The organism is Archangium sp. (assembly GCF_045802675.1).
Taxonomy (GTDB): domain Bacteria; phylum Myxococcota; class Myxococcia; order Myxococcales; family Myxococcaceae; genus Archangium.
Genome location: NZ_JBJMQO010000093.1, coordinates 74,964 through 99,371, shown reverse-complemented (window position 1 = coordinate 99,371; position 24,408 = coordinate 74,964). Strand labels below are relative to the sequence as shown.

At 66.7% G+C, this 24,408-nt stretch carries 25 protein-coding genes and 1 tRNA gene; 9 read left to right on the top strand and 17 right to left on the bottom strand.

The features are described 5' to 3' along the window. The first annotated feature begins 27 nt into the window (after positions 1–27). Genes ACJ8AN_RS26945 through proC form a run of 3 tightly spaced genes read left to right on the top strand, consistent with a single transcriptional unit; the run spans position 28 to position 2,824 of the window. Positions 28–828: a hypothetical protein gene (locus ACJ8AN_RS26945; RefSeq protein ID WP_407758346.1), complete on the top strand. Its 801-nt coding sequence runs from the start codon at positions 28–30 to the stop codon at positions 826–828. Beyond that, positions 825–1,961: a zinc-binding dehydrogenase gene (locus tag ACJ8AN_RS26940; RefSeq protein WP_407758345.1), complete on the top strand. Its 1,137-nt coding sequence runs from the start codon at positions 825–827 to the stop codon at positions 1,959–1,961. The genes ACJ8AN_RS26945 and ACJ8AN_RS26940 overlap by 4 nt, the downstream gene beginning before the upstream one ends. Then, positions 1,958–2,824 carry a pyrroline-5-carboxylate reductase gene (proC, locus tag ACJ8AN_RS26935; protein ID WP_407758344.1) on the top strand — a complete coding sequence of 289 codons (867 nt, stop codon included), beginning with the start codon at positions 1,958–1,960 and terminating at the stop codon, positions 2,822–2,824. Before ACJ8AN_RS26940 ends, proC begins: the two co-directional genes overlap by 4 nt. A 13-nt stretch (positions 2,825–2,837) precedes the next feature. Here proC and ACJ8AN_RS26930 read toward each other — a convergent pair whose 3' ends face one another. From ACJ8AN_RS26930 to ACJ8AN_RS26910, 5 genes are all read right to left on the bottom strand, one after another. Beyond that, entirely contained in the window at positions 2,838–3,203 is a 366-nt protein-coding gene (locus ACJ8AN_RS26930) for a J domain-containing protein (protein WP_407758343.1), read from the bottom strand. Position 3,204: 1 nt separating this feature from the next. Next, positions 3,205–5,229, bottom strand: a complete 2,025-nt coding sequence (locus ACJ8AN_RS26925) for a DUF6109 family natural product biosynthesis protein (protein ID WP_407758342.1) — start codon at positions 5,227–5,229, stop codon at positions 3,205–3,207. Between the two features lie 3 nt (positions 5,230–5,232). Continuing rightward, complete coding sequence (locus ACJ8AN_RS26920) at positions 5,233–6,912, bottom strand: Hsp70 family protein (protein ID WP_407758341.1); 1,680 nt, start codon at positions 6,910–6,912, stop codon at positions 5,233–5,235. Next, positions 6,909–7,436 carry a nucleotide exchange factor GrpE gene (gene grpE / locus ACJ8AN_RS26915; RefSeq protein ID WP_407758340.1) on the bottom strand — a complete coding sequence of 176 codons (528 nt, stop codon included), beginning with the start codon at positions 7,434–7,436 and terminating at the stop codon, positions 6,909–6,911. Before grpE ends, ACJ8AN_RS26920 begins: the two co-directional genes overlap by 4 nt. An 824-nt stretch (positions 7,437–8,260) precedes the next feature. Continuing rightward, positions 8,261–9,292, bottom strand: a complete 1,032-nt coding sequence (locus ACJ8AN_RS26910; protein WP_407758339.1) for a DUF2169 domain-containing protein — start codon at positions 9,290–9,292, stop codon at positions 8,261–8,263. A gap of 129 nt (positions 9,293–9,421) precedes the next feature. Between ACJ8AN_RS26910 and ACJ8AN_RS26905 the strand changes: the two genes are divergently transcribed. Continuing rightward, entirely contained in the window at positions 9,422–9,889 is a 468-nt protein-coding gene (locus tag ACJ8AN_RS26905; RefSeq protein WP_407758338.1) for a DUF4150 domain-containing protein, read from the top strand. A gap of 87 nt (positions 9,890–9,976) precedes the next feature. Further along, complete coding sequence (locus tag ACJ8AN_RS26900) at positions 9,977–10,426, top strand: DUF6484 domain-containing protein (protein ID WP_407758337.1); 450 nt, start codon at positions 9,977–9,979, stop codon at positions 10,424–10,426. A 9-nt stretch (positions 10,427–10,435) separates the two neighbouring features. Here ACJ8AN_RS26900 and ACJ8AN_RS26895 read toward each other — a convergent pair whose 3' ends face one another. The 6 genes from ACJ8AN_RS26895 to ACJ8AN_RS26870 form a co-directional block, all read right to left on the bottom strand. Continuing rightward, complete coding sequence (locus ACJ8AN_RS26895) at positions 10,436–11,200, bottom strand: hypothetical protein (protein WP_407758336.1); 765 nt, start codon at positions 11,198–11,200, stop codon at positions 10,436–10,438. A gap of 8 nt (positions 11,201–11,208) precedes the next feature. Continuing rightward, positions 11,209–11,799 carry an imm11 family protein gene (locus ACJ8AN_RS26890; protein WP_407758335.1) on the bottom strand — a complete coding sequence of 197 codons (591 nt, stop codon included), beginning with the start codon at positions 11,797–11,799 and terminating at the stop codon, positions 11,209–11,211. A 17-nt stretch (positions 11,800–11,816) separates the two neighbouring features. Beyond that, positions 11,817–12,722 (bottom strand): AHH domain-containing protein, encoded by a 906-nt coding sequence (locus tag ACJ8AN_RS26885; protein ID WP_407758334.1) that lies wholly within the window; start codon positions 12,720–12,722, stop codon positions 11,817–11,819. A 30-nt stretch (positions 12,723–12,752) separates the two neighbouring features. Beyond that, a complete protein-coding gene (locus ACJ8AN_RS26880) occupies positions 12,753–15,167 on the bottom strand; it encodes a TIGR02270 family protein (protein WP_407758333.1) in 2,415 nt (804 codons plus the stop codon). 673 nt (positions 15,168–15,840) lie between these two features. Next, positions 15,841–17,058, bottom strand: coding sequence for a helix-turn-helix domain-containing protein (locus ACJ8AN_RS26875; protein WP_407758332.1), 1,218 nt, complete (start codon positions 17,056–17,058; stop codon positions 15,841–15,843). A 246-nt stretch (positions 17,059–17,304) separates the two neighbouring features. After that, on the bottom strand, positions 17,305–17,718 hold the full coding sequence (locus ACJ8AN_RS26870; protein ID WP_407758331.1) for a hypothetical protein: 414 nt from the start codon (positions 17,716–17,718) through the stop codon (positions 17,305–17,307). Between the two features lie 164 nt (positions 17,719–17,882). Between ACJ8AN_RS26870 and ACJ8AN_RS26865 the strand changes: the two genes are divergently transcribed. Further along, entirely contained in the window at positions 17,883–18,260 is a 378-nt protein-coding gene (locus tag ACJ8AN_RS26865) for a multiprotein-bridging factor 1 family protein (protein ID WP_407758330.1), read from the top strand. A 1-nt stretch (position 18,261) separates the two neighbouring features. On the opposite strand, the gene ACJ8AN_RS26860 is transcribed toward ACJ8AN_RS26865, so the two are convergent. The 3 genes from ACJ8AN_RS26860 to ACJ8AN_RS26850 form a co-directional block, all read right to left on the bottom strand. Continuing rightward, on the bottom strand, positions 18,262–18,693 hold the full coding sequence (locus ACJ8AN_RS26860; RefSeq protein ID WP_407758329.1) for a helix-turn-helix domain-containing protein: 432 nt from the start codon (positions 18,691–18,693) through the stop codon (positions 18,262–18,264). A 2-nt stretch (positions 18,694–18,695) separates the two neighbouring features. Then, positions 18,696–18,968, bottom strand: a complete 273-nt coding sequence (locus ACJ8AN_RS26855; RefSeq protein WP_407758328.1) for a hypothetical protein — start codon at positions 18,966–18,968, stop codon at positions 18,696–18,698. A 176-nt stretch (positions 18,969–19,144) separates the two neighbouring features. Then, positions 19,145–19,360, bottom strand: coding sequence for a hypothetical protein (locus ACJ8AN_RS26850; protein WP_407758327.1), 216 nt, complete (start codon positions 19,358–19,360; stop codon positions 19,145–19,147). 73 nt (positions 19,361–19,433) lie between these two features. Here ACJ8AN_RS26850 and ACJ8AN_RS26845 point away from each other — a divergent pair, with 73 nt between their 5' ends. From ACJ8AN_RS26845 to ACJ8AN_RS26835, 3 genes are all read left to right on the top strand, one after another. Further along, positions 19,434–19,727: a helix-turn-helix domain-containing protein gene (locus ACJ8AN_RS26845; RefSeq protein ID WP_407758326.1), complete on the top strand. Its 294-nt coding sequence runs from the start codon at positions 19,434–19,436 to the stop codon at positions 19,725–19,727. A 224-nt stretch (positions 19,728–19,951) separates the two neighbouring features. Continuing rightward, positions 19,952–20,455, top strand: a complete 504-nt coding sequence (locus tag ACJ8AN_RS26840) for a hypothetical protein (RefSeq protein ID WP_407758325.1) — start codon at positions 19,952–19,954, stop codon at positions 20,453–20,455. Positions 20,456–20,554: 99 nt separating this feature from the next. Next, positions 20,555–20,962, top strand: coding sequence for a hypothetical protein (locus ACJ8AN_RS26835; RefSeq protein WP_407758324.1), 408 nt, complete (start codon positions 20,555–20,557; stop codon positions 20,960–20,962). A gap of 99 nt (positions 20,963–21,061) precedes the next feature. Here ACJ8AN_RS26835 and ACJ8AN_RS26830 read toward each other — a convergent pair whose 3' ends face one another. The 3 genes from ACJ8AN_RS26830 to ACJ8AN_RS26820 all read right to left on the bottom strand — a co-directional run bounded on the left by ACJ8AN_RS26830 (position 21,062) and on the right by ACJ8AN_RS26820 (position 23,859). Further along, positions 21,062–22,465, bottom strand: a complete 1,404-nt coding sequence (locus ACJ8AN_RS26830; protein ID WP_407758323.1) for a zinc finger domain-containing protein — start codon at positions 22,463–22,465, stop codon at positions 21,062–21,064. Between the two features lie 53 nt (positions 22,466–22,518). Then, positions 22,519–23,646, bottom strand: coding sequence for a tyrosine recombinase XerC (gene xerC, locus ACJ8AN_RS26825; protein ID WP_407758322.1), 1,128 nt, complete (start codon positions 23,644–23,646; stop codon positions 22,519–22,521). 117 nt (positions 23,647–23,763) lie between these two features. Continuing rightward, positions 23,764–23,859, bottom strand: a tRNA-Sec gene (locus tag ACJ8AN_RS26820). Positions 23,860–24,408: the final 549 nt, after the last annotated feature.

Below are 24,408 nucleotides of genomic sequence, written 5' to 3'. Positions count from 1 at the left end.
ATTTGTTTGTCCTGTCTGGGTATAAATATGAGAAATCTTTCGCTGGCCCCGCGCAGGTCCACGTGGGATGTTTTCGCGGCCAAAGAGCTTGACCAGAATTCCTGGCAGCAGCTCATTCGCAACGAGATCCCCGCGGTTGTCATTCGAGGCTTCGCCACGCCGGACGAGTGCAGCCGTCTCGTCGAGCGGGCGCAGGTGATTGGCTTCGAGACGTATAAGGATGTCGTGCCGCCCATCGACCGGATCGGCGCGACGGTGTTCGAGCACAACGGCTCGGATGTCTCGGCCTACTTCGGGAGGGCCGAGCAGTGCCGGGCGCTCCAGGGAGAGATCTTCTCGCAATCGTTCTCTCCGCTCGAGCGCTTGATGAGCCGGTTGCGCCAGGCCACCGGGTCTCCGGTACAGATCGCCGCCGATCCGGCGCACGGTACCTACTGCGCGGGCCTCATCCGCCGCATCGAGAATGGGACCCTGCTCCACATCGACTACGCCCCCGCCGAGCAACCGGAGTGGTGGGTGGCCCAGGTCCAGGTCCAGCTCGCCTGGAACCTCTACCTCGAGCTCGACCCGGAGAATCCCGGCGATACGTATGTCTACAATCACGCGTGGACGCCTGAGGATGAGATCTACAAGCTCCCAGGGACCTATGGCTACAGCCGCCCCGTGGTCGAGGGCGCGGAGAGGTTCACTTTGCGGCCCACGATGGGCGACGTGTACATCTTCAGTACGCGGAACTTCCACGAGGTCGATTCGAGCGCGGGTCACCGCACCACCGTGACCTCGGCGATCGGCACCCTCCCCGACGGGAGGATTGTCCTGTGGTCTTGAGCGCACACCCCTCCTGCACCGCGGCGGTCATGCACGGTGCCAACCGCCCCGTCGAGCTCCAGCACTTCTCCGCACCCGAGCTCGAGCCGGGCGGAGTCCTGCTCGAGACGATCTTCTCCGAGGTATGCGGGACGGACGTCCACCTGTCGCACGGCCGGCTCGCCGGTGTGCCGTACCCGATCATCCCCGGCCACGTTTCCGTCGGAAAGGTGCTGGCCGTGCGCGGCGAGCCGCACGATGTTGACGGACGTCCCGTGCGCGTCGGTGCCACGGTCACGTTCCTCGACGTCGTCGGGACCTGCAACGCCTGCTGGTTCTGCCTGGTCGCCAAGATGCCGAACCGCTGTCCTTCGCGGCGTGTCTACGGCGTCACCTACTCGGCGAAGGAAGGGCTGTACGGCGGCTGGTCGCAGCTCATCTACCTCAAGCCCGGGGTGTCCATTCTCGAGCTCCCCTCGACGCTCACGCCGGAGCGCGTGATCGCGGGCGGCTGCGCGTTGCCGACCGCGATCCACGCCGTCGACACGGCGCGCATCAAGCTCGGAGATCGCGTGCTGATCCAGGGCGCGGGCCCGGTGGGGCTGAGCGCGGCGACCCTGGCCCTGCTCTCTGGCGCGGGCGCGGTCTACGTCGTCGAACGTCATGAGGTGCGGCTCGCGATGGCCCGCGAGTTCGGAGTCGATGAGGCCATCCCGCTCGACGTCACGGGTTCGAACAGCCACGTGGAGCGGATTCTCGCGCTCACCGAGGGACGCGGCGTGGACGTGACGATCGAGGCCACCGGCGTGCCCGCGGCGGTCAAGGACGGCATCCACATGACCCGCGACGGCGGGCGTTACGTGATCGTCGGTCACTACACCGATCACGGCGAGGTGGGGCTCAACCCGCACACGGAGATCAATCGGAAGCACCTCGAGATCCGTGGCGTATGGGGCGTGGACTTCAGCCACTTCCATCGCATGCTCCGCATCCTCGACCGGCACGGTGCCAGGGTCGCCGGTGGCAAGGGCTGGGAGCACATGGTCAGCCGCACCTACGGCCTCGAAGAGGTCAACCAGGCCCTGGCCGATGTCGAGACGGGTCGCATCGTGAAGGGACTCATCCGCCCCACTCCCGTCCGGACCTCACCATGACGGCCGATTCGATCGATGCCGCCGTGCCCTCGCGGAGACCCGCCCTGGGCTTCATCGGCGGGGGTGTGATGGCCGAGGCATTGATGGGAGCGGTCATCGAGGGCCGTCTGGCCGCACCCGGCACCATCCTCGTCGGAGAGGTAGACGAGGAGCGTCGCCGCGTGCTCCGCGAGCGGCATGGTGTCGAGGTGACCGCGGACAACCTCGCGGCGGCAACCGCGGAGCTCGTCGTGCTGGCCGTGAAGCCGCAACACCTGGGTGCTGTCCTCCAGCAGCTGCGCGGGCAGCTCCGCGAGGACACGATCGTCGTCAGCATCATCGCGGGCGCGCGCCTGCGGACGCTGTGCGAGGGTCTCGAACACCCACTCGTCGTTCGCGCAATGCCCAACACCCCCGCGCGCGTCCGCAAGGCGGCCACCTTCTGGATCGCGAGCGCGGGCTCGAGCAAGCCGGCGCTGCAGCGCGTACGCTCACTGCTGGGCGCACTCGGCACCGAAGTGGAAGTCGCCGACGAGGCCGGCGTGGAGATGGCGACGGGCCTCGCTGGGCCCATGCCCGCCTTCGTCTTTTTCCTCATCGAGGCGTTCATCGACGCCGGCGTGGCCCTGGGGCTGCCGCGCGAGCAGGCCACCCTGGCGACGGTGGAGAGCATGCGTGGAAGCCTGGAGCTGCTGCAGCGCACCCAGGAGTCCCCGGCGGCGTTGCGCAAGCAGGTCACGAGCCCCGGTGGCGCGACGCTGGCCGGCTTGAAGGTGTTCGAGAGCGCGGGCGTCCGGGAGGCGATGGGCGCGGCGGTACGCGCGGTGCACGCACGCGCGCAGGAGCTCGGCCGGCTTCCGCTCGCGCCCGGCAAGGAGGGCTGAAGTGCAGGCCGCATCACCCGGCAAAAGCCCGGAGCGCCTCATCCCAGCTCAGCCGGGAGCACCGCTCCACCCACCGCGCCACGGTCTCCGCTCCCGTTCGCGCGGCCAGCGCCACCACGGCGGCCTTCTCGAGCGGTGCATCGAAACGCTCGCGCGCGTCCCTGGCCAGCGTCTGCACGTCCACGGGGCTGGTCAGGTATGCCACCGCCAGGCCTCCCGGCCGGGTGAGCGCCTCGTAGGCGCGGCGCAACCGCTGGAACCCCTCCAGATCCTGGTGAGGTGGGTGCCGCGCCAGCGCGGCGAAGTACGCGCTCTTGACGGCGGCCGGGTCCATCGTAGGCGCCAACCCCAATACGGCGAACGGCTCTTCGGGCGTCATATCAGCTGCTCTCCTCCCCTTCCTCCGGAGAGACAGCCTTCGGGGGGCTTCTCCCGGACTCCTTCGGTGGCGCCGCGCCCTCCGCGGCGGGCTTCTTCTTCGAGCGTGATGCACGGCGCGCCGGGGTGCTCGCGGCCTTCTTCTTCCGCGAAGCCCCGCGCTTGCGCGGCCGGTACCCATGCTCGTGCGCCAACGCCCGCGCCTGCTCCACCACCGGGGCATGGAGAGCGGGTGACTGCTCCGACAGGGCCCGCATGAAGGCCTCCAGCACCGGGTGGAGGTACTCGCAAGGGGTGTTCATCCTCCCGGCGGCCACCACCGCCTCGGCGAGCGCCAGCACGTTGGCGGCGCGGCGCTCCAGCCAGCGTTCCAGAACGCGCCTGGCGAGCGCCTCCCGGCCGGACACCTCCATCGTCCGGAGCGCCTCGATATGCCCCGTGTTCCCAGGATGGGCCTCCAGGTACCGCACGGCGGCATCCCATGCCTCGGCGTCCGAGGAAGCCTGGCGCACCGCCACCTCGAGGAACTCCACCTGGTAGGTCAGCACCCTGGGAGCGAACCGGCGCCAGATGCGCAGGCCGTCCCCGGTCAGCTTCATCGAGGAGTAGACCTGCTCCATCTCCCTCTCCATCCCCATCAGCATCCGCTCCGCATCCTCCAGGTTCCGCACGCCGCGCAGCAGCCGCTCCAACTGCCGTCCTCCCTGCTTCAGCCGACTGCGGTGCAGCAGGATACGGACGGCTTCGCTGAGCTCCCTCCGGAGCTCCTCGTTCGCGCCCTCCCAGCAGACCTCCACCCATGACTCCACCAGGCCCGGTGCGCAGGTAGAGGCCACGCATTCGATCAACGCCCTACGCTCGGAGGGCACGGCCCCACCCAGCCAGGACAGCAGGGAAGAGGCCTCCGTGGCGACCAGCCGGCCCAAGGCTTCCTGGAGCCACCCGGGTGCGTTGGGCGCCTCGGGGTTCTGCTCGCACCAGGCCAGGAAGGCCCGCGCCCAGAGGGGCGCGTTCGCGCTCCGGGCCAGCAATTCCTGGTAGAGGCCCAGCGCCCGCGGCAGGGCTGCCCCCTCGAAGCGGAGCCCGGACACCGCCTGCACCACCCAGGACTGGGACGTCGGTTGGAGCGCCGCGGCCTGAGCCAGGGTGCAGAGGGGCTCGGCGTCCTCGATGCGCGAGATGGTCGTCCGCGCAAGCCCCGCGGCTACCACCCGCAGCGCCTGCGACGTAGGAGCGGACAGGGCCTCGGGAGCTCCTCCCTCACGCACCGCCCGGGCCAACAGCGAGGCTGGCTCCGAGAGAGCGGCGTGCCCCTTGCCCTCCGCTGCCCGGAGCCACAGCTCTCGCGCCGCCAGCTGTCCCGCCAGCTCCCATACCGCTCGAGCTACCTCGGCGGGTGCCGCTCGTGCCCACGCCTCGGCACGGCTGGCGAAGACGGGGAAGGGCTCGAGCGCGCACAGGGAGAGGAGCGCCCCTTCCACCTCCTCCAGCGAGCGGGGCGGCGGCAGGGAGACGCGCTGGCTCGGCGGCTCGACTCCCAGGAGCGAATCCACCGGGGGCAGGCGCTCGAGAGCCGGGGCGATGCGCTCGGGAGAGGGGCTCCCCTCGGAGGAGAGCCAGTCATCCATCGCCCTGGCCAGAAGGGGCGCATGCGCTCGCGCCGGGCCGGTGAGGGGTTGCCACAACCGCCGCGCGCGCTCCCAATCGCGGGCGCGGCCCGCCGCCCATACCAGTGGCCAGTACGTGGCCCAGGCCTCCTCTGGAGCCGCGCCTCGCTCCACCAGGCCGGGCTCGGCGTCCACGCGCACGGCCTGGGTGCTGAGCGTCCTCCAGGAGCCGTGGCGGTGCTGCTCCCGGACGGCCTGCCGGAAGAGGGCGGCGCCGCTGGGGAGCAGTTCCTCCCTCAGCGGCGGCGGCAGCCGCAGGAGCGCGGACAGCATCCCCTCCAGGTCCCCCCGTTTCTGGTACTTCCGGGCCTCCTCCAGCCACTGGCGGTGCTGGCGCCCGGTGCGGTCGTGCTTCACCATGGCTCAGGGTTCCGGGGATCCCGGCCCGTGTTCGAGATTGAGGAAGAAATCCAGGAGCGCCTCTTCCGCGCGCTCGCGCGCCGCGCCCTGGGCCTGCGCGTACTGGTCGAGAAGCCGCTTCAATTCGGCGCGGAGCTCGGGAGGGAGCTGCTCGAGCAGGGCGTGCCCCTTGCGCTCCACCGCGCTCTGCCCCGGCGCCAGGGCCGGGACGGCCTTGCCCACGTCCGCCACCGAGAGGGCCACCGTCTTGGCGTTCGTCGTGCCGGGCTGGCTGACGGAGACCTTCACCACCCCGTTGAGATCGTAGGCGAACTCCACCCGCACCGGTGAGTTCGCGGGCCGGGGTTCGAGCGGGAAGTCGAAGGCCCCCACCCGCGTGTTCTCCGAGACCCGGTGCGACTCGCCCTGAAACACCTCCACCTGGACGAGCTCCTGGTCGGGCACCAGGGTGTAGAACTCCTCCACCTTCGTTGCCGGCAACACCGTGTTGCGGCGGAGGACCGGGGCGAAGGTATCCGGTGTGGCGCTCCCGAGGTCGTCCTCTCCGATGACGCGCATGCCCAGGCTGTGCGACGTCACATCCACGAGGATGCGTCCCACCGGCTCGCCGGACAACATGCCGGCCTGGATGGCCGCGCCCAGCCCCACGGCCAGGTCTGGATCCACTTCCTCATGGATGTCGACTCCGAAGGCCTCCTCCAGCATCTGGCGGACCCGGGGGATCCGCGTCGAGCCTCCCACCAGGCATATCTTGGACAGCGACTGCCCCTCGAGCCGGGCCTCCGCCAGGGCCTGGCGGGTCAGGGCCACGGTGGACTCGAGCAGCGGCTCGATGAGCATCTCGAAGGCGCGCCGCCGCACCTCCAGCTCGAGGTGGATGGGCCTGCCTTGCGCCTGGGTGAGGAACTCCTCCTTCACGTGCACGGAGATGTCCGCGGACAGACGGATCTTCGTCTCCTCGGCCAGCTGGCGCAGGCGCGCCATGGCCCGCACATCCTCGCGAGGCTCCACGCCCTGCTTCTTGAGCTCCTCGAGGAAGAGCTGAACGAGCTTGTCGTCGAAGTCGTCCCCGCCCAGGTGGGTGTTGCCCGCGGTGGAGCGCACCTCGCGCACCCCCTGGAACACCTCGAGCACCGACACGTCGAACGTGCCGCCCCCCAGGTCGTAGACGAGAAGGATCTCGGGCTCGGCCATACGGAGGGCCTCGGGATGCAGCACGTGCTCATACAAGAGCGAGGCGCTGGTGGGCTCATTGAGCAGCCGCAAGACGTGCAGCCCCGCGCGCTGGCCGGCCTCGAGGGTTGCGCGGCGCTGGGCGTCATCGAAGTAGGCAGGCACGGTGATGACCACGTCACGCACGGGGACGCCGGTGGCCTTCTCGGCTCCCTGCTTGAGCGCGGACAGGATTTCGGCGGAGACCTCCTCGGGAGACACCTCGCGCCCGGCGATGGAGTAGCGGTGGAGCGTCCCCATCTTGCGCTTGGCCGAGCGGATGCACCGCTCGGGCCTCAGCAGCTCGAGGTTGCGCGCCTCGCGCCCCACGACGACACGAGTGTCCTCGTAGAGGACCACCGAGGGGACGATGCGACTGCCTTCCACTGGCACGGCCACCGGGCGGCCCTCCACCAGGTGGGCGATGACGGAGTTGGTCGTCCCCAGATCGATTCCAAAGACATGGCTCAAGGGGTATTCCTCACGATGATGGCTTCGCCCTCGCGAAGGAGGCGCTCGCCCCGCAGGGCGGAGGCGCGAACCACGCGGGCAATGGCGCCCTCGGCGAAGCTGGGGTGGGGCTGAGTGCCTACAATCCGGAACAGGCGCCCGTCGGGAAGGTGGCCGATGGACGCCAGGCGCGTGATTCCGGAGGAGGTCAGAAAGCGCTCGAGCCGGGCCGCCACTCCCATGAGTCCCGATGCGAGCGCCGCATCCGCCGCGACGCGGGAGGCCTCTTCGAGCAGATCCAGGGCATCCAGGAGCTCGTCCCAGGGGGGCTCGCTCCCCGAAGAGTTGCCCGGCGTAGCGCCGCGGAGAGAAGAGAGCGAGCCCCTCAGCTCCGCGAGTCCCCCTTCCAGCTTGCGCTCCAGATCCTCGACATGGAGGGCCAGACGGGCCTGGGCCCGGGAGGACTTCTGGACGGCATCCAGAAGCAGGGTGCCCCAGGTGGGAGGCGACTCGGCAGGTAGTGTGGCCCCGGGGAGTCCGGGCACTCCTGAACGTCCAATGAACAGGCGTCTCAGCCAGGTGAACATCAAATCAACGCCGCTCGTTTCCGACCGGCGCTCCATACAAAACAGGATTCGGAGCCGCAGCTTCAGTTCACGCACCAACGCTCGTGGCCACGCCAAACAGCTCGCCGTAACGCGAGGACCCCTCCTGCTCGCGCGGATGCGTCTCCCATTCTTCTGTCGATACGGGCATTCCCGGGGTCTACTTCTCCCGTGGTGCTCTATGGCATGACCTCTCCCGTCATGTCGAGTACTTCCTCCTCGCTTGTTATCGCGCACGCTTGTTGATGGAGATTTGGACCGTCTGGTGGATGGGAATCAGCGAGGACGCACGGGCGCGCATCTCACTCGTTGATGGAGCCCTCGCTGGACCTGAGCAGTGGGCGTGCACGTCCAGCGAGGGCTGGCCAGGGTGGGGTTCAGCTAGAGCACCGGACGGATTGAAGACCTAGAGATTTCGAGGGATTGGAAGGAGGCTCGACAGCTGAGCCATCCCCTCATTCAAGCGGTGGAGCAAGGGAGCGCTTCGCAAGCTGAGTGGTGCGCGAAGTAGGCTCGGGATGATTACCTCCGCGGTCATGCGAAAGCCTCGCCTGAATGGATTCTCCGTCCAGCGGGCGAATCCCCAGATGAAGGAAGCCTGCCGTGAACAGCGGCTCAGCGTTGACCTGCGACGCGAGCTGTTCCAACTGCTCGATTGCCGTCTGCCGCTCCTTGGAGAACCTGAGCGAAGCATAAGACGGATAGGGGCTTTGTTGAGGAGGGCTGGTGCAGAGGGGCCGAGCAGGCCAGCAGGCAGGAGGCCCTCAGGGAGGGGGTCTTCCGCTCCCCGGCTCCATCCACACTTTGAGCCCCCGCACCTCATGCGCGCCCTGCTCCAGGGGGATGGAGCCCCTCCAGAGCAGCAGCACGCGGCGCGCATCTGGCTCCAGGATGACGGTGTCCAGGTTCATCACCGGCTCGATGGGCCCGCCTTCTAGCGCCGCGCTCACCTGCGGACGCACTCCCGGAAGCTGGAATGTCAATCGCCCCTTGGGTGAGGCATTGACGAGGAGGACCGGCTCATTGCCCTGGAGGTAGCCCGGAGCCACTAGGCCCGGGGACGCGGCATTGAAGTAGCGCCGGTCGAAGTCCCTGGGCAGCAGCGGCTTGCGGCCTGACTCCCACGCCTTGTCGTAGGTGCCGGCGAGCGCAGCCCGGGGTTGCCAGTCCGGGGAGATGAAGCCGAACCCCGCCGGGGGGACCCGCTGCCCAAACTGCTTCAGGGGCCGGGCCGGGTCCTCAAGGTTGGGCAGCCGCAGCCCCTCCTCGTAGTGACGCGGACTAGCCCGGAAGCCCACTCCCACCGGGTTGTGCGGCTCGAACTGGGGGTTCGCCGGAGCCGTGGCCGTCCGGTCATGTCCGCCGAAGGTCCGCTCATAGACGAGGGGCATCTTCTCGAAGGGCAACGGGCGCGTCATCGAGACCTGCCCCAGGCTCCGGACCCAGACCCGCTCCCCCACCACGCGGACCACCTTGCGCAGGGGGCCCACCCGCACCTCCACCTCCAGTTCGGTGGTGTTCCGCGCGGGCGCATACGCGTTCCCGTTCAGGACCACGTCCGTGGCCAGCTTGGTGAAGGCCGTCTCGGGCTCGTACCGGTAGCTCGACTGGCCCGGCTCCCCCCACGCTTCTCCCGCGAGGCTGACCGGCACGGGCGTGTCCGCCAGCTTCAGCCCGTCCTTGTCGAGCAGGTAGGTGGCTTTGACCACCACCACCAGCAGCGGGCGCAGTTCCTCGTCCGCCAGGGCGAGCGGCTCGACCGCGAAGGGCGTCTGGTTGTTGACGGTGAGGCCCACACTTTCCTCGGTTCCCGGCTCTCTCGCCGGAGGGCAGTTCCAGGCTGGAGACTATCAGTGCCCGGTCCTCCGTTGGACGTGCCGCACCGAGGCCATGCCCTGGGGGGGCCGGGGCGCTATAATGGGGCCATGGGGAAGAACTTCGTGGGCGTGAACAAGCTGTCCATCGTCAATGCCGACTCGGGCGGGACGACCATCGCGTTCCCGGACGTGTGCAAGACGCCCACCCCGGCAGGCCCCGTCCCCATCCCCTATCCGAACATCGCCCGCTCGGCGGACACCGACAAAGGCTCCAAGAAGGTCACCGTGGAGGGCAAGCCCCTCTGCCTGAAGGACTCGAACTTCTCCACCAGTACCGGCGACGAGGCCGGCAGCGCGGGCGGAGTGGCCTCGGGGAAGACAAAGGGCAAGGCCGAGTTCGTCAACTACTCCTTCGACGTCTCCATCGAGGGCAAGAACGTGCCGCGCTCGTTCGACCTCATGCTCCACAACGACAAGAACACGCCGCCCTTCCCCGTGCTCCAGCCGCCTGTCATCTCCATGGACAAGGAGGACGAGAAGCTCAAGTGCCCCTGCTGCGGGGATCCGCAGTCCTGACGGGAGCGTACCCGCCACATGGCCCAGGACTCTCCCAAACCCACGGCGTCCTCCCAGCCTGGGGAGGAGGAGCCCCTCATCCACGGTATGCTCGTCGGCTGGGTGGCGGGCGTGGACCCGGACGGCTCGGTCCGGGTCGACTTCGCGGGAAACCAGCGCGGGCCGCTGCTGGCGCGCACCACCGTCCTGCTCGCGCCGGAGCAGTGGCGCCAGGCCGCGCGCGAGCGCCGGGAGGCGACGCTCTTCTTCGATGACGGCAGGCCCTCCCGCCCCGTTCTGACGGGCCTGCTCCAGCCCATGCCACCCACGCCCCTGCTCGATGCCGTGCTGGCCCAGCAGTTTTCCGAGGCGCCCCGGGAGGCCCAGGTCGATGGGCGACGTGTCCTGCTGGAGGGGCGCGACGAGGTGGTGCTGCGGTGTGGCAAGGCCACCCTCATCCTCCGCGCGGATGGCAGGGTCATCCTCCGCGGGGTGGAGGTCCTCACCGAGGCGGAAGGCGTCCACCGCATCCGCGCCGGGAAGGTGAAGATCAACTGACGCGGGCCGTTACAGCCCCAGATCCTCGGGAAACGGCTCGGACGGGGCCTGGAAGGCCTCCGCAGGCATGAAGGGCAGGCGCGGTCGCGCGGGGATGCCCCACCGTCCCGCCAGCCGGACCAACGCGAGGCCCTCCACGAAGATGGAGGCCTCCGTCTGCGCGAAGTATGCATCGAGCGCGTCCTGGCGCCGATCGGCCTCGAGGCCCTCCTCCCACTCCCGGGTGAGCACCGACAGGGCCTGCCAGAAAGCATCGGCGTCCTGGCGCACGAGCGCGGCCAGGGCATCGAAGCGGGCGGAGGGCTCTTCCAGGCAGCGCTCGAAGGAGGCCAGCCGTGCCTTGTCCGGCTGCCGCTCCAGCAGCGGCCCGGAGAGCAGGTCGAAGTAGCGGAAGTCCTCCTCTGGCTCCATCTTCGGTGTCCAGGGGGTGTCCAGCTTCGCGCCAATGCCACGGGCCAGCGGCAGTTGGTTGAGTGCCAGTGCATCCAGCAGGGGCCGTGCCCGGGACTTGCAGAGGTAGTACGTGTCCAGCCGGGGATGGGCGGCGCGCTGGTCCAGCAGCCACTCGTAGAGGCGGGCGCTCTGGAAGAGCGAGTGCTGGAAGCCATCCACGTCCAGGTCGATGAGCAGCAGGCCGCAGCCGAGCTGGCGGGAGCGGGCGCAGACGTCCAGCACCGTAGCCGCGTCCGGGCCGTCCTCGCGCAGCCGCTCCAGTCCGTCCTGGATCTCCTCCTCGAGGTTCTCCAGCGTGATGTCCAACTCGAGCATGCCCATGAGTGCTCCTAGGGAAGGGGCTCGCCCATGGCGGCGACACTGATGCCGGTGCAGCCAGCGGCCTTGAGCGTCTCCAGCAGATCGGAGCGGATGAGGATGCGGTTCTTCAGCTCGCCGAGCCGGAAGAACAGGGCGTCCTTGGGTACCTTGTCCTCCAGCACGTACAGCTTGCTGAGGCTGGTGCTCACCACCTTCCGCTTGTTCGGGTAGAGGTTGTACTTGGAGCGGTCCCAGTCGAAGCAGTCGAAGCTCTGGAGGGCGTTGGCGATGAAGTAGGGCTCGGCAACCTTCTTGCGCTTGCGGTCCTTGAGGGTGAAGGGCAGGAACTCCACCAGCTCGGGCCCCAGCCCCGCCTGCTCCAGGATGGCCCGGGCCTTCTCCGAGACCAGCACCACCTTGTGGATGTTGTCGATGAAGTCGGTGACCATGTCGCCGCTTTTGTTCGACAGAGCGAGCTCCAGCTTGGGGGGATACTTGCCCTGCAGCGCCATGCCCTCGTTCAGCATCCAGTAGTCGGCGAAGGCGTCATCGAGGTTCTTGATGGTGCCGACGCGGGGGTCACTGTTGATGACGAAGATGAAGTACTCGTGACGTGGCATGTCCTGACCTTAGCAGCTCACCCGGGCTTGACCCGGCCGATCTGCCTGCCTGTCTGCATGGTCTTGATCTGCTCGAGAATCTTCTCGGAGACGGAGTCGAGCTCGACCGCTACGTCCTCGGTGTCCTCGCAGGCTTTCGTCTGCACGGCCTTGTCGAGCTTCTGCTTTGCGTCCTTCAGCATGTCCTCCATGGACTTGGAATAGGCGGAGTGCTTCTTCAGCCCCCAGGGACAGTGCGCCGGCAGCTCGACAATCTTCGAGACGGAGGTCTCCTGCGGCAGCAGGACGATGTTGTTCGGGCCGTTGATGTTCCACTTCGAGGCACACAGGATCTTGACGCGGTCCTCCGTCTTGTCGTCGTTGCCGCAGACGAACTCCTGGAGCGCGCCCTGCGGAATCAGGTGGTGGTAGTTGTGGTGGTACGGGTACCACGCCCCGTAGCCCTCGACGGGCCCGTTCTTCACCTTGAAAGTCTTCTCGCGGCGCCCCATATACTTCTTGGGGACGTGCTCGGCCGGGAGTGTGTAGCCGTAGTGCCAGCCCTTCTCGTTGAGGCTCAGCCACTTGATGGACCCGCCGAAGCGGCGCTCGAAGAGCTTGCGGAACGCATCCCTCGCCTCGCTCGTCTTCCGGGCGGTCCGGGACTTGGCCTTCACCTCCTGCGAGATCTTCGAGGTGAGCTTGAGGTCACCGCGCCTGCGCTTGTCGCCCGAGAAATCCAGGACGTAGCCCAGCGCCAGAGCGTTCTTGCGGTGGTCCTTGTTGTACATGTCCAGGCGGGAGCCGCTGACCTTGTAGCCGTTCATGGCGTAGTGGCAGGCCGTCGTTCCATAGCCCCCAGAGTGGCGCCAGATGCAGCCGGTCGTGTCACCCTGGTGGTACTGCTCTTTGAAGTCCCAGGAAACGTGCTTCTTCTTTCCCATCGCGACCTCCCGCGTGCGGCCCGCTGGCGCTCAGTCCCGGGAGAGCCGCGCGGCCGCGAACTCTCCGGAGTCGGAGCTGGACCAGACGAGGGCCTGGTCTCCGTGAGCATAGCCTCTGGCGAATCCCTGGAGCACGGAGCACACCGAGATGAGTCCACTGGCCGCTCCGGTGTCCCCCAGGCACTCGGCGGGGGCGTGGAGGTGGGTCCGCTCCAACGGGTGCGTCTCCCGGAGCATCGACTGCGCGAAGCCCCACTCCAGGGCACGCGCGTGTTCGCCGTTGACGTCGCCGTAGATGTCTCCCACCGGCGGGGCACCGGCGGGCCAGGCCTGGCGGATGGCCTGGGCCAGGGCGCGCCCGGACTCCGCGCCCCTGCGAGCCTCTCCCGCCATCCGCCCCGTCCCCACCGAGGCCAGCGTGCCCAGCACGGACGCGTTGCGCCGGGCCGCCTCGGCGCCAGTCTCCAGCAGTACGGCGGTGGCCGCCTCGCCCGGCATCAGCCCCATGGGGTGCTCCGGCGTCTTCAGCCGTCTCCGGCTGGCGAGCCACTGGAGCGTGTCTTCCTCCACCAGGCTGTCGATGCCCAACACCAGGGTCCGTTGGAACCGCCTCTCCTGGAGGAACTGGGAGGCCTGCTGGAAGGCGATCAGCCCCGAGGCATGGCCCGCTTGCAGCACCGAGACGTTCTGGACGGGGAGTGCCAGACCGCCGTGCCGTAGCAGCCGCGAGGGGAGCTGCTCGGCGATGAGCTCGTCCTGGAAGTCGAAGTCGTCCCGCCGGGTGGGGGACAGGCAGAGCAGCAGCGCCGTCTGCCGAAAGAAGGCGGTGTCGCCTCTGGAGAGCTCCGTGGAGCGCAGCAGATCCTCCAGCGCGAGTGTCCCCAGCTTGATGAGCCGGGCCAGGCCGGTGAACCCGTCCACCAGCCCCCGCAGGGGGTGGCCCGTGACCACGGCCGCGCCGGGCTCGTCCAGCCGGAGGACCTGGAAGGGCAGGGGTCGGGGCCGAACGATGCGCGCCCGGAGCGAGGCACAGGACTCGACCGCTCCATGGCCGAGGGTGCTCACCATCCCCATGCCCGTGAGGACGAGCGCGCCGGGCACCCGTGCGCGAGCCTGGGGGCGGGTCACCGGCTCGGAGCGCGGCGCGGAGGGTGGCGGCGTCCAGCCCCGCATCAACTCTCGGAACCGGCCGGCGGGCACCCGGCCCAGGGCGCCACGCATCCGCTCCAGCTCTCGCAGCTGCCGGGCCGCGAGGAGCCGGGTATCGAGCTGGCACCGCCCTCCCGTGCGAATCGCCAGCTCCAGCGCCAGCACGGGCCGGCGGCGCATGGGACCCTGCTCCAGGTGCTCGACGAGCCGCTCGGGACTCCAGGGGGCGCCGCCCAGGTAGCGCTCGGTGGGGTTGAAACGGGAGCGCGCCTCCTTCCACCACGCCTCGATGCGCCCGGCGTCCGGAGAGGGCAGGTCGCCCTCCGGTCCCGCATCCTCCTCATCCTCCACGGGAGGAATGACGAACCCCCGCTCCAGCGGCAGGCCGGTGATGGCCGCGAAGGCCTCTGCGGCCACTCGGGCACATTCCTTGTCCCTCAGCCAGGGCAGCAGGGCTTGGGCTGCCACCAGCCTTCCACTGAAGCCGAGCGCCCAGAGGGCATCGCGCCGGGTCTCGGGGGCCTCGAGCCCCCGCAGCAGCGGCTCGAGTTCCTGCCCGGATGCGCCCAGCGCCCAGGCCTCGGCCACGGGCTTCCATGACTCCGAGGGGGATGCGATGGACTGCTCGTACGCATGCCACGCCTCCGGCAGCCCGAGTATCGAGCCCGTCTCCAGGGCGGCGCCGCGCACCGCTGGGGCTTCCGAGTGGAGTGCCTGCTGCAAGGAGGCCAGCTTGAGCAGGGTGGGGAAGTGGCGGGCCGCGCGCAGGGCGGCACATGCCAGGTCCGGGTCCTCGTCAGCCACGAGTGCGTCCAGGCTGCCAGGGGGAGGGTGCCGCCGGGCCACGAGGACGTCCAGGAGGGCGGCCCGGGCAGCGGGGCCGACGCGCTCGAAGGCGGCCAGTAGGTGAGGCTCCAGGCCTGGACGGGGGGAGAGGCGGAGCGCCTCTCGGAGCCCCTCGCGCTGGTGGGGCTCCCCCTCCTGCAAGACGTCCAGAATGGCCCCGCTCCAGTCCTCTTCCATGCCGAGGAGCGAGAGCCCCGCCGCAAAGGACTCCTCCCGACTGTCCGCAGCCAGCCGGGGAAGCAGCAGGCGCCGGGCGACCTGGGGGCCTCCCAGCGCCAGCGCATCCACGTGAGCCAGCAGCCGCTCCTCCGGGCCGCCCGCGACCTCCCGAGGCGTGTAGAGGGGGGAGGAGAGGCTCTCCTCCCACCGATTGAGCAGGAAGGCTGCCTCGTCCAAGTGCTCCTCCGCGATGTCCCAGCGTAGCGGAGGCGGGTCTGTAGGGCGTGACATGGTGGGTTGCATGTTAACCGTCAGCGGCCACGTGCGTCTGCGTGCCACCGGCCGGGCCGTCGTGTGAAGAGCGCCTCGAGGTAGCGGCTGAAGCGGAAGGCGTCATGGGCCGCCAGCTCGCGGGCCGCCTTCTTCGTCCAGTTTCTCGCTCGGGCCTTCAGCTGCCACGCGACCTGCTGGAGCGGGTCGGACGTCGTGCGAAAGTCGGTCGGACCAGCGGCCCTCTCAGCTCCGGTATCTTGGCAAAATGCACCGGCTTGTTTCCATACGAGCACAGGGGCATAGGCCGCATCATTGCTTCCCGGCACGCCCCTCTGAGGGACGTAAGAGAAGGGGAGGCAACGGCAGGGACGTAAAAGGGACGTAATCAAACGGACGCCCCCGAACGTCGGCGAACACTCGAGTCCGATGACTCAACAGCCGCAAATGCCCATTTTCAGAGGAGAAAACAGGTCGGTAGGACAGAGGAATCGAACCTCCCAGGGACATGTCTCCATGCCCCCCACCGGTTTTGAAGCCCCGCCACCCGGATCGGCGGGGTGCTCGTGGGGGGCGGCTCCCCTCTGGAGCAGGGCCGGCGGCGCGTCCGTGGAGGTCCACCCGCGTCCGGCCTTCTTGGGTACGACTTGGGTACGGAGAGAAGGGCGTCGCCCCAGCTTCGTATCGAGGTGATTCACCGTTGGCGCGGCCGGCGTTTTTGGGGGCGTTTCTTCTTGTTCGGGGCATCCCTCCCGAGGATGACCCACTCCAACCCGTCGGGCATCGGAACCGGTGGCCCCTCGCGGTCATCAAGGGCGTCGTGTTGGAAGAAGTCGAGAACCTTGATGGCGTGTTCCCGTCGCCTCTCCTTCGCTACCTGCCGAGCGCGCTCGAAGTGTTCCAGCACCTCATCCTTTACCTCGGTCACCTCGTTCAGATGGCAGTAGCGCAATAGCCGTCCAAGCAGCCGTGCGCCCGTGCTGATCACAGGAAGGCTGTTGAGGTACTTCACGCCATCGTAGACGAGACCCCAACCGTAATCGGACGCCTGCCGGAAGAGCGCCACATCATCCGGGCTTGGTGGCTCAGGCGCCCGACCGACGAGGCTGTACACGGGGAGTGCTTCGTTGATGATGTCTACGGCCGCTCGCGCCGCTTCCGGAGTGAGCCCTGCCCTGGGCACGGAGAGCACCTCTCCGGCGGCGGCGATCACCTCGCTATGAACGGGCGGTCCGAAGTTCAAATCCGCAACGTAGATGCGAAGTGGCTCCAGCAAGGAAACCATCTTTCCGAAGTCCCACGAGGCCGACCTGATGGCGTACTTGATCTTCCTGATCTCGACCAGGGCCATGGAGTCCAGCCGCTGCTGCGCCGCCAGCTCTTCATCAGCTTGAAAACTCGCGCGTACTTGGAGGTACGTCATCCTCCTCTTGGACTTGTCGGTGCGAATCCAGAAGTCCAGAGGGGCATCGCTCTTGCCCTGAACGGCATGCGGAAAGCCCACTTTCGACTCCCCGATTTCAACTACGACGACGCCCCTGGTTGCGTTCTGTGGGTCGAAGACGGTGCGTACCCGGAGCGCTGATTTCGTGAAGGGCGGATCGATAGAGCGGCTGAGCACATCCCTCATGTTGTTCTCGTGCGCCGCCGCATTCTCGATACCTGGAACGCTGCACGCCCGGCCCTGCGCGTCCTCCGCAACACCTATAAGCAGTCGGCCACCACCGCCGTTCGCAAAGGCGGTGGCATCACGTCGAAGCTCCTCCTTGTCCGCCTCTCTCTTTTCCAGGGGCTTACGCGAATCCGAGTAGGCGTCCCGCTTGAAGTCGAGATGCGGGCCCTCGGTAACGCCGTCGGTCACCAGGGCGAGGAGTCCATCCCAAGTCTCAGCGTACTCGTACAGCTTCTTCATGACTTCCCCCGGTCGTAGATGCCGGCAGGATCGAAGTCCAGCACGGGATGCTGTCGCAGCCTACTTCCTCTTGGAGTAGACGCAGTTCATGGACGAGAAGCTGCAACGCCTCCTTGGGGAGGCGGCCCGGGCTGTCCTCCTGCGGCTGGGACTCACGCAGGCCAACTTGAGAGTGGGGCTCTTGGCGCCTCGCGTTCAGGCTAGACGACCAATTCTCGGTACGAGGTCATCGCCTGGGCCCTGTTCTCAGTGAAGCTGGTCAGGCTGTACTTTGGTGTCGAAGAAGTAGCGTCGGCCCATTTCGAGGCGGCGGTCGAAGGTGCTTCGATCATCTGCATACAGGGTGGCCATCTCCTCTTCTCCGTGGTCTCGGAGGAACTGTACCGTCGCACGATCAAATGCAGCGTCGTACTCAGCCCTGAGCGCCTCTACATCATCGGGCGCCTCCCCGATTGGCCAGAACTCACCCTCCTTGAGTCCGTAAGCCTCTTCGAGGGCATCTATTTTCGCGCCGATCGCTTCCACAACCGGATCCTCGATGGACTCAAATGCTGCATCCAGCAGGACACGGGCTACGAGGTAGAAACCAGCATCCGGCGGAAACTTTCCGGAGTCACGAACCGCCTTCGCATCCAGCAACGCGATGTCCTTTGAGCGCATGTGCTCCCCACTGATTGGGTGTTCAGGTGGCTGCTAGCAGCGATCGAGCACCCCCTCAAGTATTTTGATGCTTCCGTCCTGTTGCCTCTGTTCCAGGAGATCACTCCCGAGATGGCGTTAGGAAGCTTTGGGTGTGCCTCTATTTTTTGCGATAGACGCAGTTCATGGACGAGAAGCTGCAACGCCTCCTGGGGGAGGCAGCCCGGGCTGCCCGCCTGCGGCTGGGACTCACGCAGGCGGAGGTGGCCAAGAAGGTCCGCCTGAAGTCCGGCGTCTACGGCCGGGTCGAGCGCGGGATGATGATGCCCAGCGTGCCCACCCTGCGGCGCATGTGCGAGACCCTGGGCATCTCCTCGGACGTGCTCCTGTCCCTGGGCGCCCAGGCCCACGCGGCGACAGTACCGGCCGAGACACCCCCGCCGGGGGCCGGTGAGCACCCGGAGCTGAGCCGCATCATTCACATCTTGCAGGGGTGGCCGCCGGAGAGGTTGGCGCTCTTGCGCAAGCTGCTGGAGACGGCGGACTCCAACCTCTCGACGTGAGCTAATGCGCTCCGGGTTCCTCTTCTTGGACGGACGGCTGCTGCCCGACCACTGGCTGTACGAGGCTACGCGCCACGAAGCCGACGGCCGTGAGCTGCTTCTCGTCCAACTGGCGCAGGGTGCGTAGCAGCCGGCGCAGGCGCGGCGAATCCTCCGTGGTGGGCTCGGATTCCTTCAACCAGGCCGCCGCCTCATCCGCTTCGAGTCCGAGGGCGGCATCGGCGTCCAACCGCAGCACCATGCAGAGCGCGCGTAGTCTGAGGACGCTGGGCGTCAGATTGCCCCGCTCCATCCGCCCGTACACCTCGGTGACCACGCCCACACGCTCGGCCACGTCCGCCTGGGTCAGCTCGGCTTTCAATCGGGCTGCTCGCAGCACCTCTCCCAGCTGGACGGTCAGCTTCTTCTTCGTCATGTGGATGTTCTTCTTCATGGTCACTCGCTCCGATCCTGCTCTTCCTCCGTAGCCTCCTCCTCGGGTGTAGGCAGGACCCCCTTCTCGATAGGGAAGGCGCGCGTCTCCTGGGGGGCGGGCTTCTCGTGGAGGAGGGTTTCCAGTTCCTCCGCCGCCCTGGCGCGGCCGAATCGCTTCCCCTGGTTGTTGAGCCACGCGCGCAGCTCGTCGCGCATCTCGCCCCCCGTCTGGTAGCGGTCGTCTGGGTTGCCGCGCAGGACCTTGTGGAGGATGCGCTTGAGCGGTTCGGGCATGCGCTGGGCCAACCGCTCCACGTCCTCCGGGCCGAACCGCAGGATTCGGTGAGGTGGTGCTCGCGCTGAACGTGGACCCCAGCGCCGTTATGCTCGGGCGCCCAGTTCAGGGACATGAGTTGCTGCGCGTTGAATTCGCTGACCACCGGATCTCGAGAGCTTGTGGACGGGTCTACCTACGAGTTGGTCGCCGGGAGCTTGAGCAGGACGGTCTTATCCAGGAGCCGGATCAGGTCGTTCTCGTCCGCGTTCGCCATCATCCAGTCCGCGATCATGAGCACCGGGGTGTCTCTCCTGTTGACGCCACAGGACACGATCTCCTGCGTGAAGCTGTTCAGGTACAGGACCTCCAGCGCGCCGCTGCTCAACTGCCTGATGGACCACTCGGCCATTCATCCTCCGTGGGCTCCGGAAAACCACGGAGGCGAATAATACGATTCTTTAAGTTCGTTTTATAGCTGGGCCTTGGCTACGACCTTCGAGGGCGTGCGCACCGTCGAAACGCCCAAGGCCGTTGCTCGGAACGTAGGTCGCCGCGTGGCGGAGCTACGGGGCGAGCGAGGGTTGACGCAGGAGGAGTTCTCGGCCGAGATCGGGGTGAGCTTGCGCTATCTCCAGCAGGTGGAGGCAGGCCGCGAGAACCTGACCATCGAGTCGCTGGTGAAGCTCGCCCGGCACCTGCGGGTCCAGGTAGCTGCTCTGTTCGAGCCCGCTCAGACTAATGCCGGGCGGCGCGGTCGGCCTCCGCGCCGTACCTGAGCGCGACCTCGGCTGTTGACTTCTCTCGACCGAGCGGTGCAACGCGGCGAAGCAGTGGTAGACTTCGCTATGTGGAGGCGCTGCATGAGTATCAAGTTTCCGGTGGCGAAGAACGGAAGCCCGTTATGCCCGGTGTGCAGAGTGCCACTGCCATGCCCGGAGGGTGGTATGGCCCAGGGGTTCTCGGGCTTGGACAGTTTGTCGAGTAAAGAGAAGGAGCCGGAATGGGTAACGACGAGGTGCCCAAAGTGCCAGAAGTTGTACCAACTGCCGGCGGGCTCATGGCCCAGGCCGATCATGATCATCGAGTAGGCGGAGAGGTCGAGCGGTACGTCGAGGGCCGGGAAGTCCCTACTAGCGACCTTGTTTGGCTCGATCTCCAAGAGCGCATTCCCCAGCAATCGCTCGAAGCAACTGTGCGTGGTGCCAATGCGATCATGACCATGCTGGGCATCTTGATTGCTGGGCACCTTGCGGTCGTAGCCTTCATCGGCACGAAGAAGGGCTGGTTGTTTCTCGCAGAGGTGCCGTGGCTGCTTGCCGGAGCGCTGGCGTTGAAAGTGCTCCTGCCGGAGTCGTGGAACTACCGCCCGAATCAGGTCGCCACCATCCGCGCCGCGTACGTCGCCATGGTCGAGCGAAAGCGCAAAACGGTTATCGCGTCCGCCGTCTGCCTGCTCTTGGGCATCCTAGCGGCCACGATCACGTGGGTATTGAGCCCATCGTGAGTGGAGTTCACCGGGTTCGGCCTTCCAGCGCGTCCTGGTACATGGGCTCACTGGTCCAGAGATTTGCCGTCCCTCAGAGGCGCGCCGTAAGTAGGGGACATGAGAACCCCTCACGAGCAGGCCGTCCGAGACGCAGTGATCAACTTGGCGTGGCCCAACAGCCCCAAGAAGCGAGCCAACCTCCTCGACGTGGTTCGCGAAAAACTTGATGCTCTAGAGCAGGAGCATCGGCGGGCATTGGCCGATGCTCGTGCTCGTGGTCTGGAAGAGGCTGCGCGTATCGTCGAGTTCAATTTACCCGAGGCTGAGGTGAAGGTGTGCGACGCGCGTGAGCAGCCCACGGCCAAGGCCGTCCACCGCTCGTGCCGCAGCCTCGCCGCCGTTATCCGCTTCATGAAGAAGGATCCGGAGCCGCCGGGCATGGATGCTGAACCGCCGTCCGCACCGTGCTCGCTGTGCGGCGACGCCCACCCGGACGGTACAGCAACAGGCGGCATTGTTACCTAACGCTCTGGGCGAGTTGGTACGAGACGCGCTCTCACCATTCGAACTTAGCGCTCCAGGGTAAAATGATCCTCTGAGGAAGCCCGAAATAACCAAGTACCATTAACCATCGGAATCTTCGTTCGCCCAATCGGCCGGATCGAAGTGCTCAAGAGCGTCGACGTCGACCGTCCCAACGCCTCGGCAAAACTTACACTCCCAATCATTGTGTTCGCGACTGCCTTTGCAGAGCGGGCATTTGGCCTGTTTGTATTCGCGCGGATCGAAGTGCTCAAGAGCGTCGACGTCGACCGTCCCAGCGCCTCGGCAAAAACTACACTCCCAATTATTGTGTTCACGACTGCCTTTGCAGAGCGGGCAGTCAGCCTGTTCGTATTCGTGCGGATCGAAGTGCTCAAGAGCGGCGACGTCGACCGTCCCAATGCCTCGGCAAAACCTACACTCCCGATTGTTGTGTTCGCCACTGCCCTTGCAGAGCGGGCATTTGGCCTGTTTGTATTCGCGAAGGTCAATTTCGTCGATCGCGCACGCGTCGACGGTGCCAACGCCGCGACAGATAGGACACCCCCAGTTGTTATGTTCGCCACTGCCTTTACAGAGCGGGCATTCCTCCTGGCGATACGGCTCCAGATCGATCTCGTTGACCAACTCCTCGGAAACCGTTCCCACGCCTCGGCATACGGGGCACTCCCAGTTGTTGTGTTCGCCACTGCCTTTGCAGAGCGGGCATTCGGCACGCCCGGTTTCGTCGAGAAACTTGGCACGCTCGCTGATCACCCTCTCAACAGGGGCGGTCTCGTCGTCAAGCGCGGACTTGAGTCTTTTCGCAAATTCCGGTGCTTTTTTCTTCAGGCTTGGCGCGAGCGCATGAGTTTTGATGTGTTCCATCAATGCGCTCCGAATATTAGCTACCGCTGGGAGATGCTTCTTCTTGAGCGCAGCATTCACCGATTGAAGTTGCTTGATGAGAGCGAGAATTTCGTCGAGGAGGCCTGCGTGAGCCCGCCATATGGCTGCGCGGGCATCAAGAATCTGCTTCTTCGCCTTTTCAATGTCCGACCTTGAAATCAATTTCTTCTTGTCAAAGTCGTCGTGGTCGTTTGGGCAGAGATAAATCAGGTTGTGTGGATGGTTGTTTTTGCTGTTATGTACCGGGTCGATGTGGGCAAATTGCCCGCCAGGGCGATCGCAGATCACGCACTTGAACGCCGCCTCTTCTTTGATTTCTTGCTCCACTCCAGTCGGAACGTCAGGACGCTTGCCCGGCTTGGCAGGCCATGGCTCGGCGAGGTAAGCCGAAAAGTTCTTGAGCTTCTCCGGCTCAAAGAGCAGATCGCCGTCTGCGCCCTTTGTATACTCAAGCTTTCGTGAATGTCCGGACTTGGGCGCATGCGTCGAAAACCACTCCAGTAGCTGGGGCGACATCCGCACGAGCGCGGCCGCCTTGTACTTGTTGACCGAAGCGGCGGGGTTTTGGTGTGATGTTTTTGTCTTCTTGGGCGGCACGGACCTACTCCTCTCACACTATGAGTCCTACCACGTTATCTTCCTGAAGCTCATTAGACCACTTGGGCCTGTGCCGCGCGCAGTACCACCGGATCCTCCGGATGCTCCAGGCGGATGGGCACGACGTACATCGGCGGGACCGTGGCGCTGACGTAGTGGAGAGCCGTGGTACGTGTACTGCTGTGGTTGAGCGCTTGAGCGACGGCCTCCAGGGGCAATCCGCCGCCCTTTTGATTGTAGGTACTGCCCCGCTCGACCAGCCACGTAGCGAAGCTGTGCCGGATGGCGCCGAAGTGGACGAACTCCAGGCCCGTGCGCTTGCACACCCGCTCGACGGCCTCGCGGATGGTCTGCCGATCCGGTGCTGAGCCTCGTACCTGGAGACGCTGGGCGGTGGCGAGCGCCTGGGCATCGAGGGACACGGTGAAGCGCTTGCCCGTCTTGTGCTTGAAGGTGACGGTGCCTGCGATCTCGCCCTGGTCCTTCAGTACCGCGATCTTGCCGTCACCGCTGGCCAGCCGATCCACCTCGGTGCCGTGCATCCCGCTCTTGGCCTGGAGGCACAGCACGTCGCGGATGGCCTGCGAGCCGAGGGCCGCGTAGAGCTTCTGGATGTGCTCGATGCCGTAGCCCTTGAGTTCGTGGTTCCGGCGCGCAGGAGGCACCTTCAGGAAGCGCCCCGGGTTCTCCATCGGGTCCAACTCGCCGGCCTCCTGAAGGTACGAGGTGAAGGACTTGAAGACGATGATGCGCCACTTCTTGCCCGTGTCCCAGGTGGCCAGCAGCTTCTTCAGCGCCGGACCTGTCAACGCACGCAGATCCTTGCCCGCGAGCGCCGTCGCCCATGCGGCCAAGTAGCCGCGCGTGCTCTTGAGGTATTCGACGGACCTGCCGCTGGCCTTCAAGTGCTGGAGGAATCCCTGAGCCCGGTTCTCGTCCAGGAACACCGCCTTCGCGGCGTCCTCCTGGGCCTTCTCCACGCGCTCCTGGCTCGCGGTCCGGTACGCGGCCGGGTTCCGGCGGAACGCCGCCAGCTCGGCCAGGGCCTCGGCCTCGCTCCGCACGTCCAGCGTGATGTTGTAGGCGGCCCCGGCGACGGTCTTGCGGATGATCCACCGCGTGCTGCCGTCGTTGGCCGTGTACGTGCGGCCTCCGAGCCACTTCCCGCTCCACTTGGGCATGTCCGGCTCCCGTACCCAACCCCCACTTGGGTAAAAGTTGGGTACAAGAGCTAACGGAGGGCAGGGCGTCCCGCAACCCCACCGGGGCGGTTCCGGAAAACCTCAATGAAAACGGGTCGGTAGGACAGAGGAATCGAACCTCCCAGGGACATGTCTCCATGCCCCCCACCGGTTTTGAAGACCGGGCCGGCCACCAGGTCCGGAGGTCCTACCACTCGCGATTACTGCCGGGCCTCGTGCTCCTCGTCAACGTCAGTCTTCACTCCGCGCCTCGTGTCCGACGCGTCCGCTTGCTGTATGCACCCCGCGTGTCCTCCTCGTCCTTCTCCCTCTGGCGCTGGGCCCTCGTCACCCTGCTGTGCTCCAGTTGTGCCACTCGCGGCACGGTCGCGGCGGCCCCGTCTCCCGCTCCGTCCCCCACCGTCACCGCCCCGCGCGCCGATTCCCCTCTTCCTCCGGATGCGCGTCTCTCCCAGGCGCAGCTCCGCACGGATCTCCGTCAGCTCGTCCGGCTGCTCGAGGACTCCCATCCCGACCCCTATTCACGCGCTGGCGGGCGGGTCGCCTTCCACCGCCGCGTGGACGAGCTGCTGCGAAGCCTTCCTCCCGAGGGCATGACGGTCGACGCCTTCTTCCGCTTCGCGCGTCCGCTCGCCGCCTCGCTTCATGACGGGCACACGTTCCTGCGTGCTCCCTCCGCCCCGGCGAGCGCCACAGCCTCGCTGCCCTGGAGCTCGAGGCCGTCGACGAGAGGCTCTATGT

Excerpts from the sequence above, each read along its gene's own strand:
- ACJ8AN_RS26945 (WP_407758346.1), top strand. The coding sequence starts at position 28 with ATGAGAAATCTTTCGCTGGCCCCGCGCAGGTCCACGTGGGATGTTTTC.
- proC (WP_407758344.1), top strand. The coding sequence starts at position 1,958 with ATGACGGCCGATTCGATCGATGCCGCCGTGCCCTCGCGGAGACCCGCC.
- ACJ8AN_RS26930 (WP_407758343.1), bottom strand. The coding sequence starts at position 3,203 with ATGACGCCCGAAGAGCCGTTCGCCGTATTGGGGTTGGCGCCTACGATG.
- ACJ8AN_RS26925 (WP_407758342.1), bottom strand. The coding sequence starts at position 5,229 with ATGGTGAAGCACGACCGCACCGGGCGCCAGCACCGCCAGTGGCTGGAG.
- ACJ8AN_RS26905 (WP_407758338.1), top strand. The coding sequence starts at position 9,422 with ATGGGGAAGAACTTCGTGGGCGTGAACAAGCTGTCCATCGTCAATGCC.
- ACJ8AN_RS26900 (WP_407758337.1), top strand. The coding sequence starts at position 9,977 with ATGCTCGTCGGCTGGGTGGCGGGCGTGGACCCGGACGGCTCGGTCCGG.
- ACJ8AN_RS26895 (WP_407758336.1), bottom strand. The coding sequence starts at position 11,200 with ATGGGCATGCTCGAGTTGGACATCACGCTGGAGAACCTCGAGGAGGAG.
- ACJ8AN_RS26890 (WP_407758335.1), bottom strand. The coding sequence starts at position 11,799 with ATGCCACGTCACGAGTACTTCATCTTCGTCATCAACAGTGACCCCCGC.
- ACJ8AN_RS26885 (WP_407758334.1), bottom strand. The coding sequence starts at position 12,722 with ATGGGAAAGAAGAAGCACGTTTCCTGGGACTTCAAAGAGCAGTACCAC.
- ACJ8AN_RS26880 (WP_407758333.1), bottom strand. The coding sequence starts at position 15,167 with ATGTCACGCCCTACAGACCCGCCTCCGCTACGCTGGGACATCGCGGAG.
- ACJ8AN_RS26875 (WP_407758332.1), bottom strand. The coding sequence starts at position 17,058 with ATGAAGAAGCTGTACGAGTACGCTGAGACTTGGGATGGACTCCTCGCC.
- ACJ8AN_RS26870 (WP_407758331.1), bottom strand. The coding sequence starts at position 17,718 with ATGCGCTCAAAGGACATCGCGTTGCTGGATGCGAAGGCGGTTCGTGAC.
- ACJ8AN_RS26865 (WP_407758330.1), top strand. The coding sequence starts at position 17,883 with ATGGACGAGAAGCTGCAACGCCTCCTGGGGGAGGCAGCCCGGGCTGCC.
- ACJ8AN_RS26860 (WP_407758329.1), bottom strand. The coding sequence starts at position 18,693 with ATGAAGAAGAACATCCACATGACGAAGAAGAAGCTGACCGTCCAGCTG.
- ACJ8AN_RS26855 (WP_407758328.1), bottom strand. The coding sequence starts at position 18,968 with ATGCCCGAACCGCTCAAGCGCATCCTCCACAAGGTCCTGCGCGGCAAC.
- ACJ8AN_RS26850 (WP_407758327.1), bottom strand. The coding sequence starts at position 19,360 with ATGGCCGAGTGGTCCATCAGGCAGTTGAGCAGCGGCGCGCTGGAGGTC.
- ACJ8AN_RS26840 (WP_407758325.1), top strand. The coding sequence starts at position 19,952 with ATGGGTAACGACGAGGTGCCCAAAGTGCCAGAAGTTGTACCAACTGCC.
- ACJ8AN_RS26835 (WP_407758324.1), top strand. The coding sequence starts at position 20,555 with ATGAGAACCCCTCACGAGCAGGCCGTCCGAGACGCAGTGATCAACTTG.
- xerC (WP_407758322.1), bottom strand. The coding sequence starts at position 23,646 with ATGCCCAAGTGGAGCGGGAAGTGGCTCGGAGGCCGCACGTACACGGCC.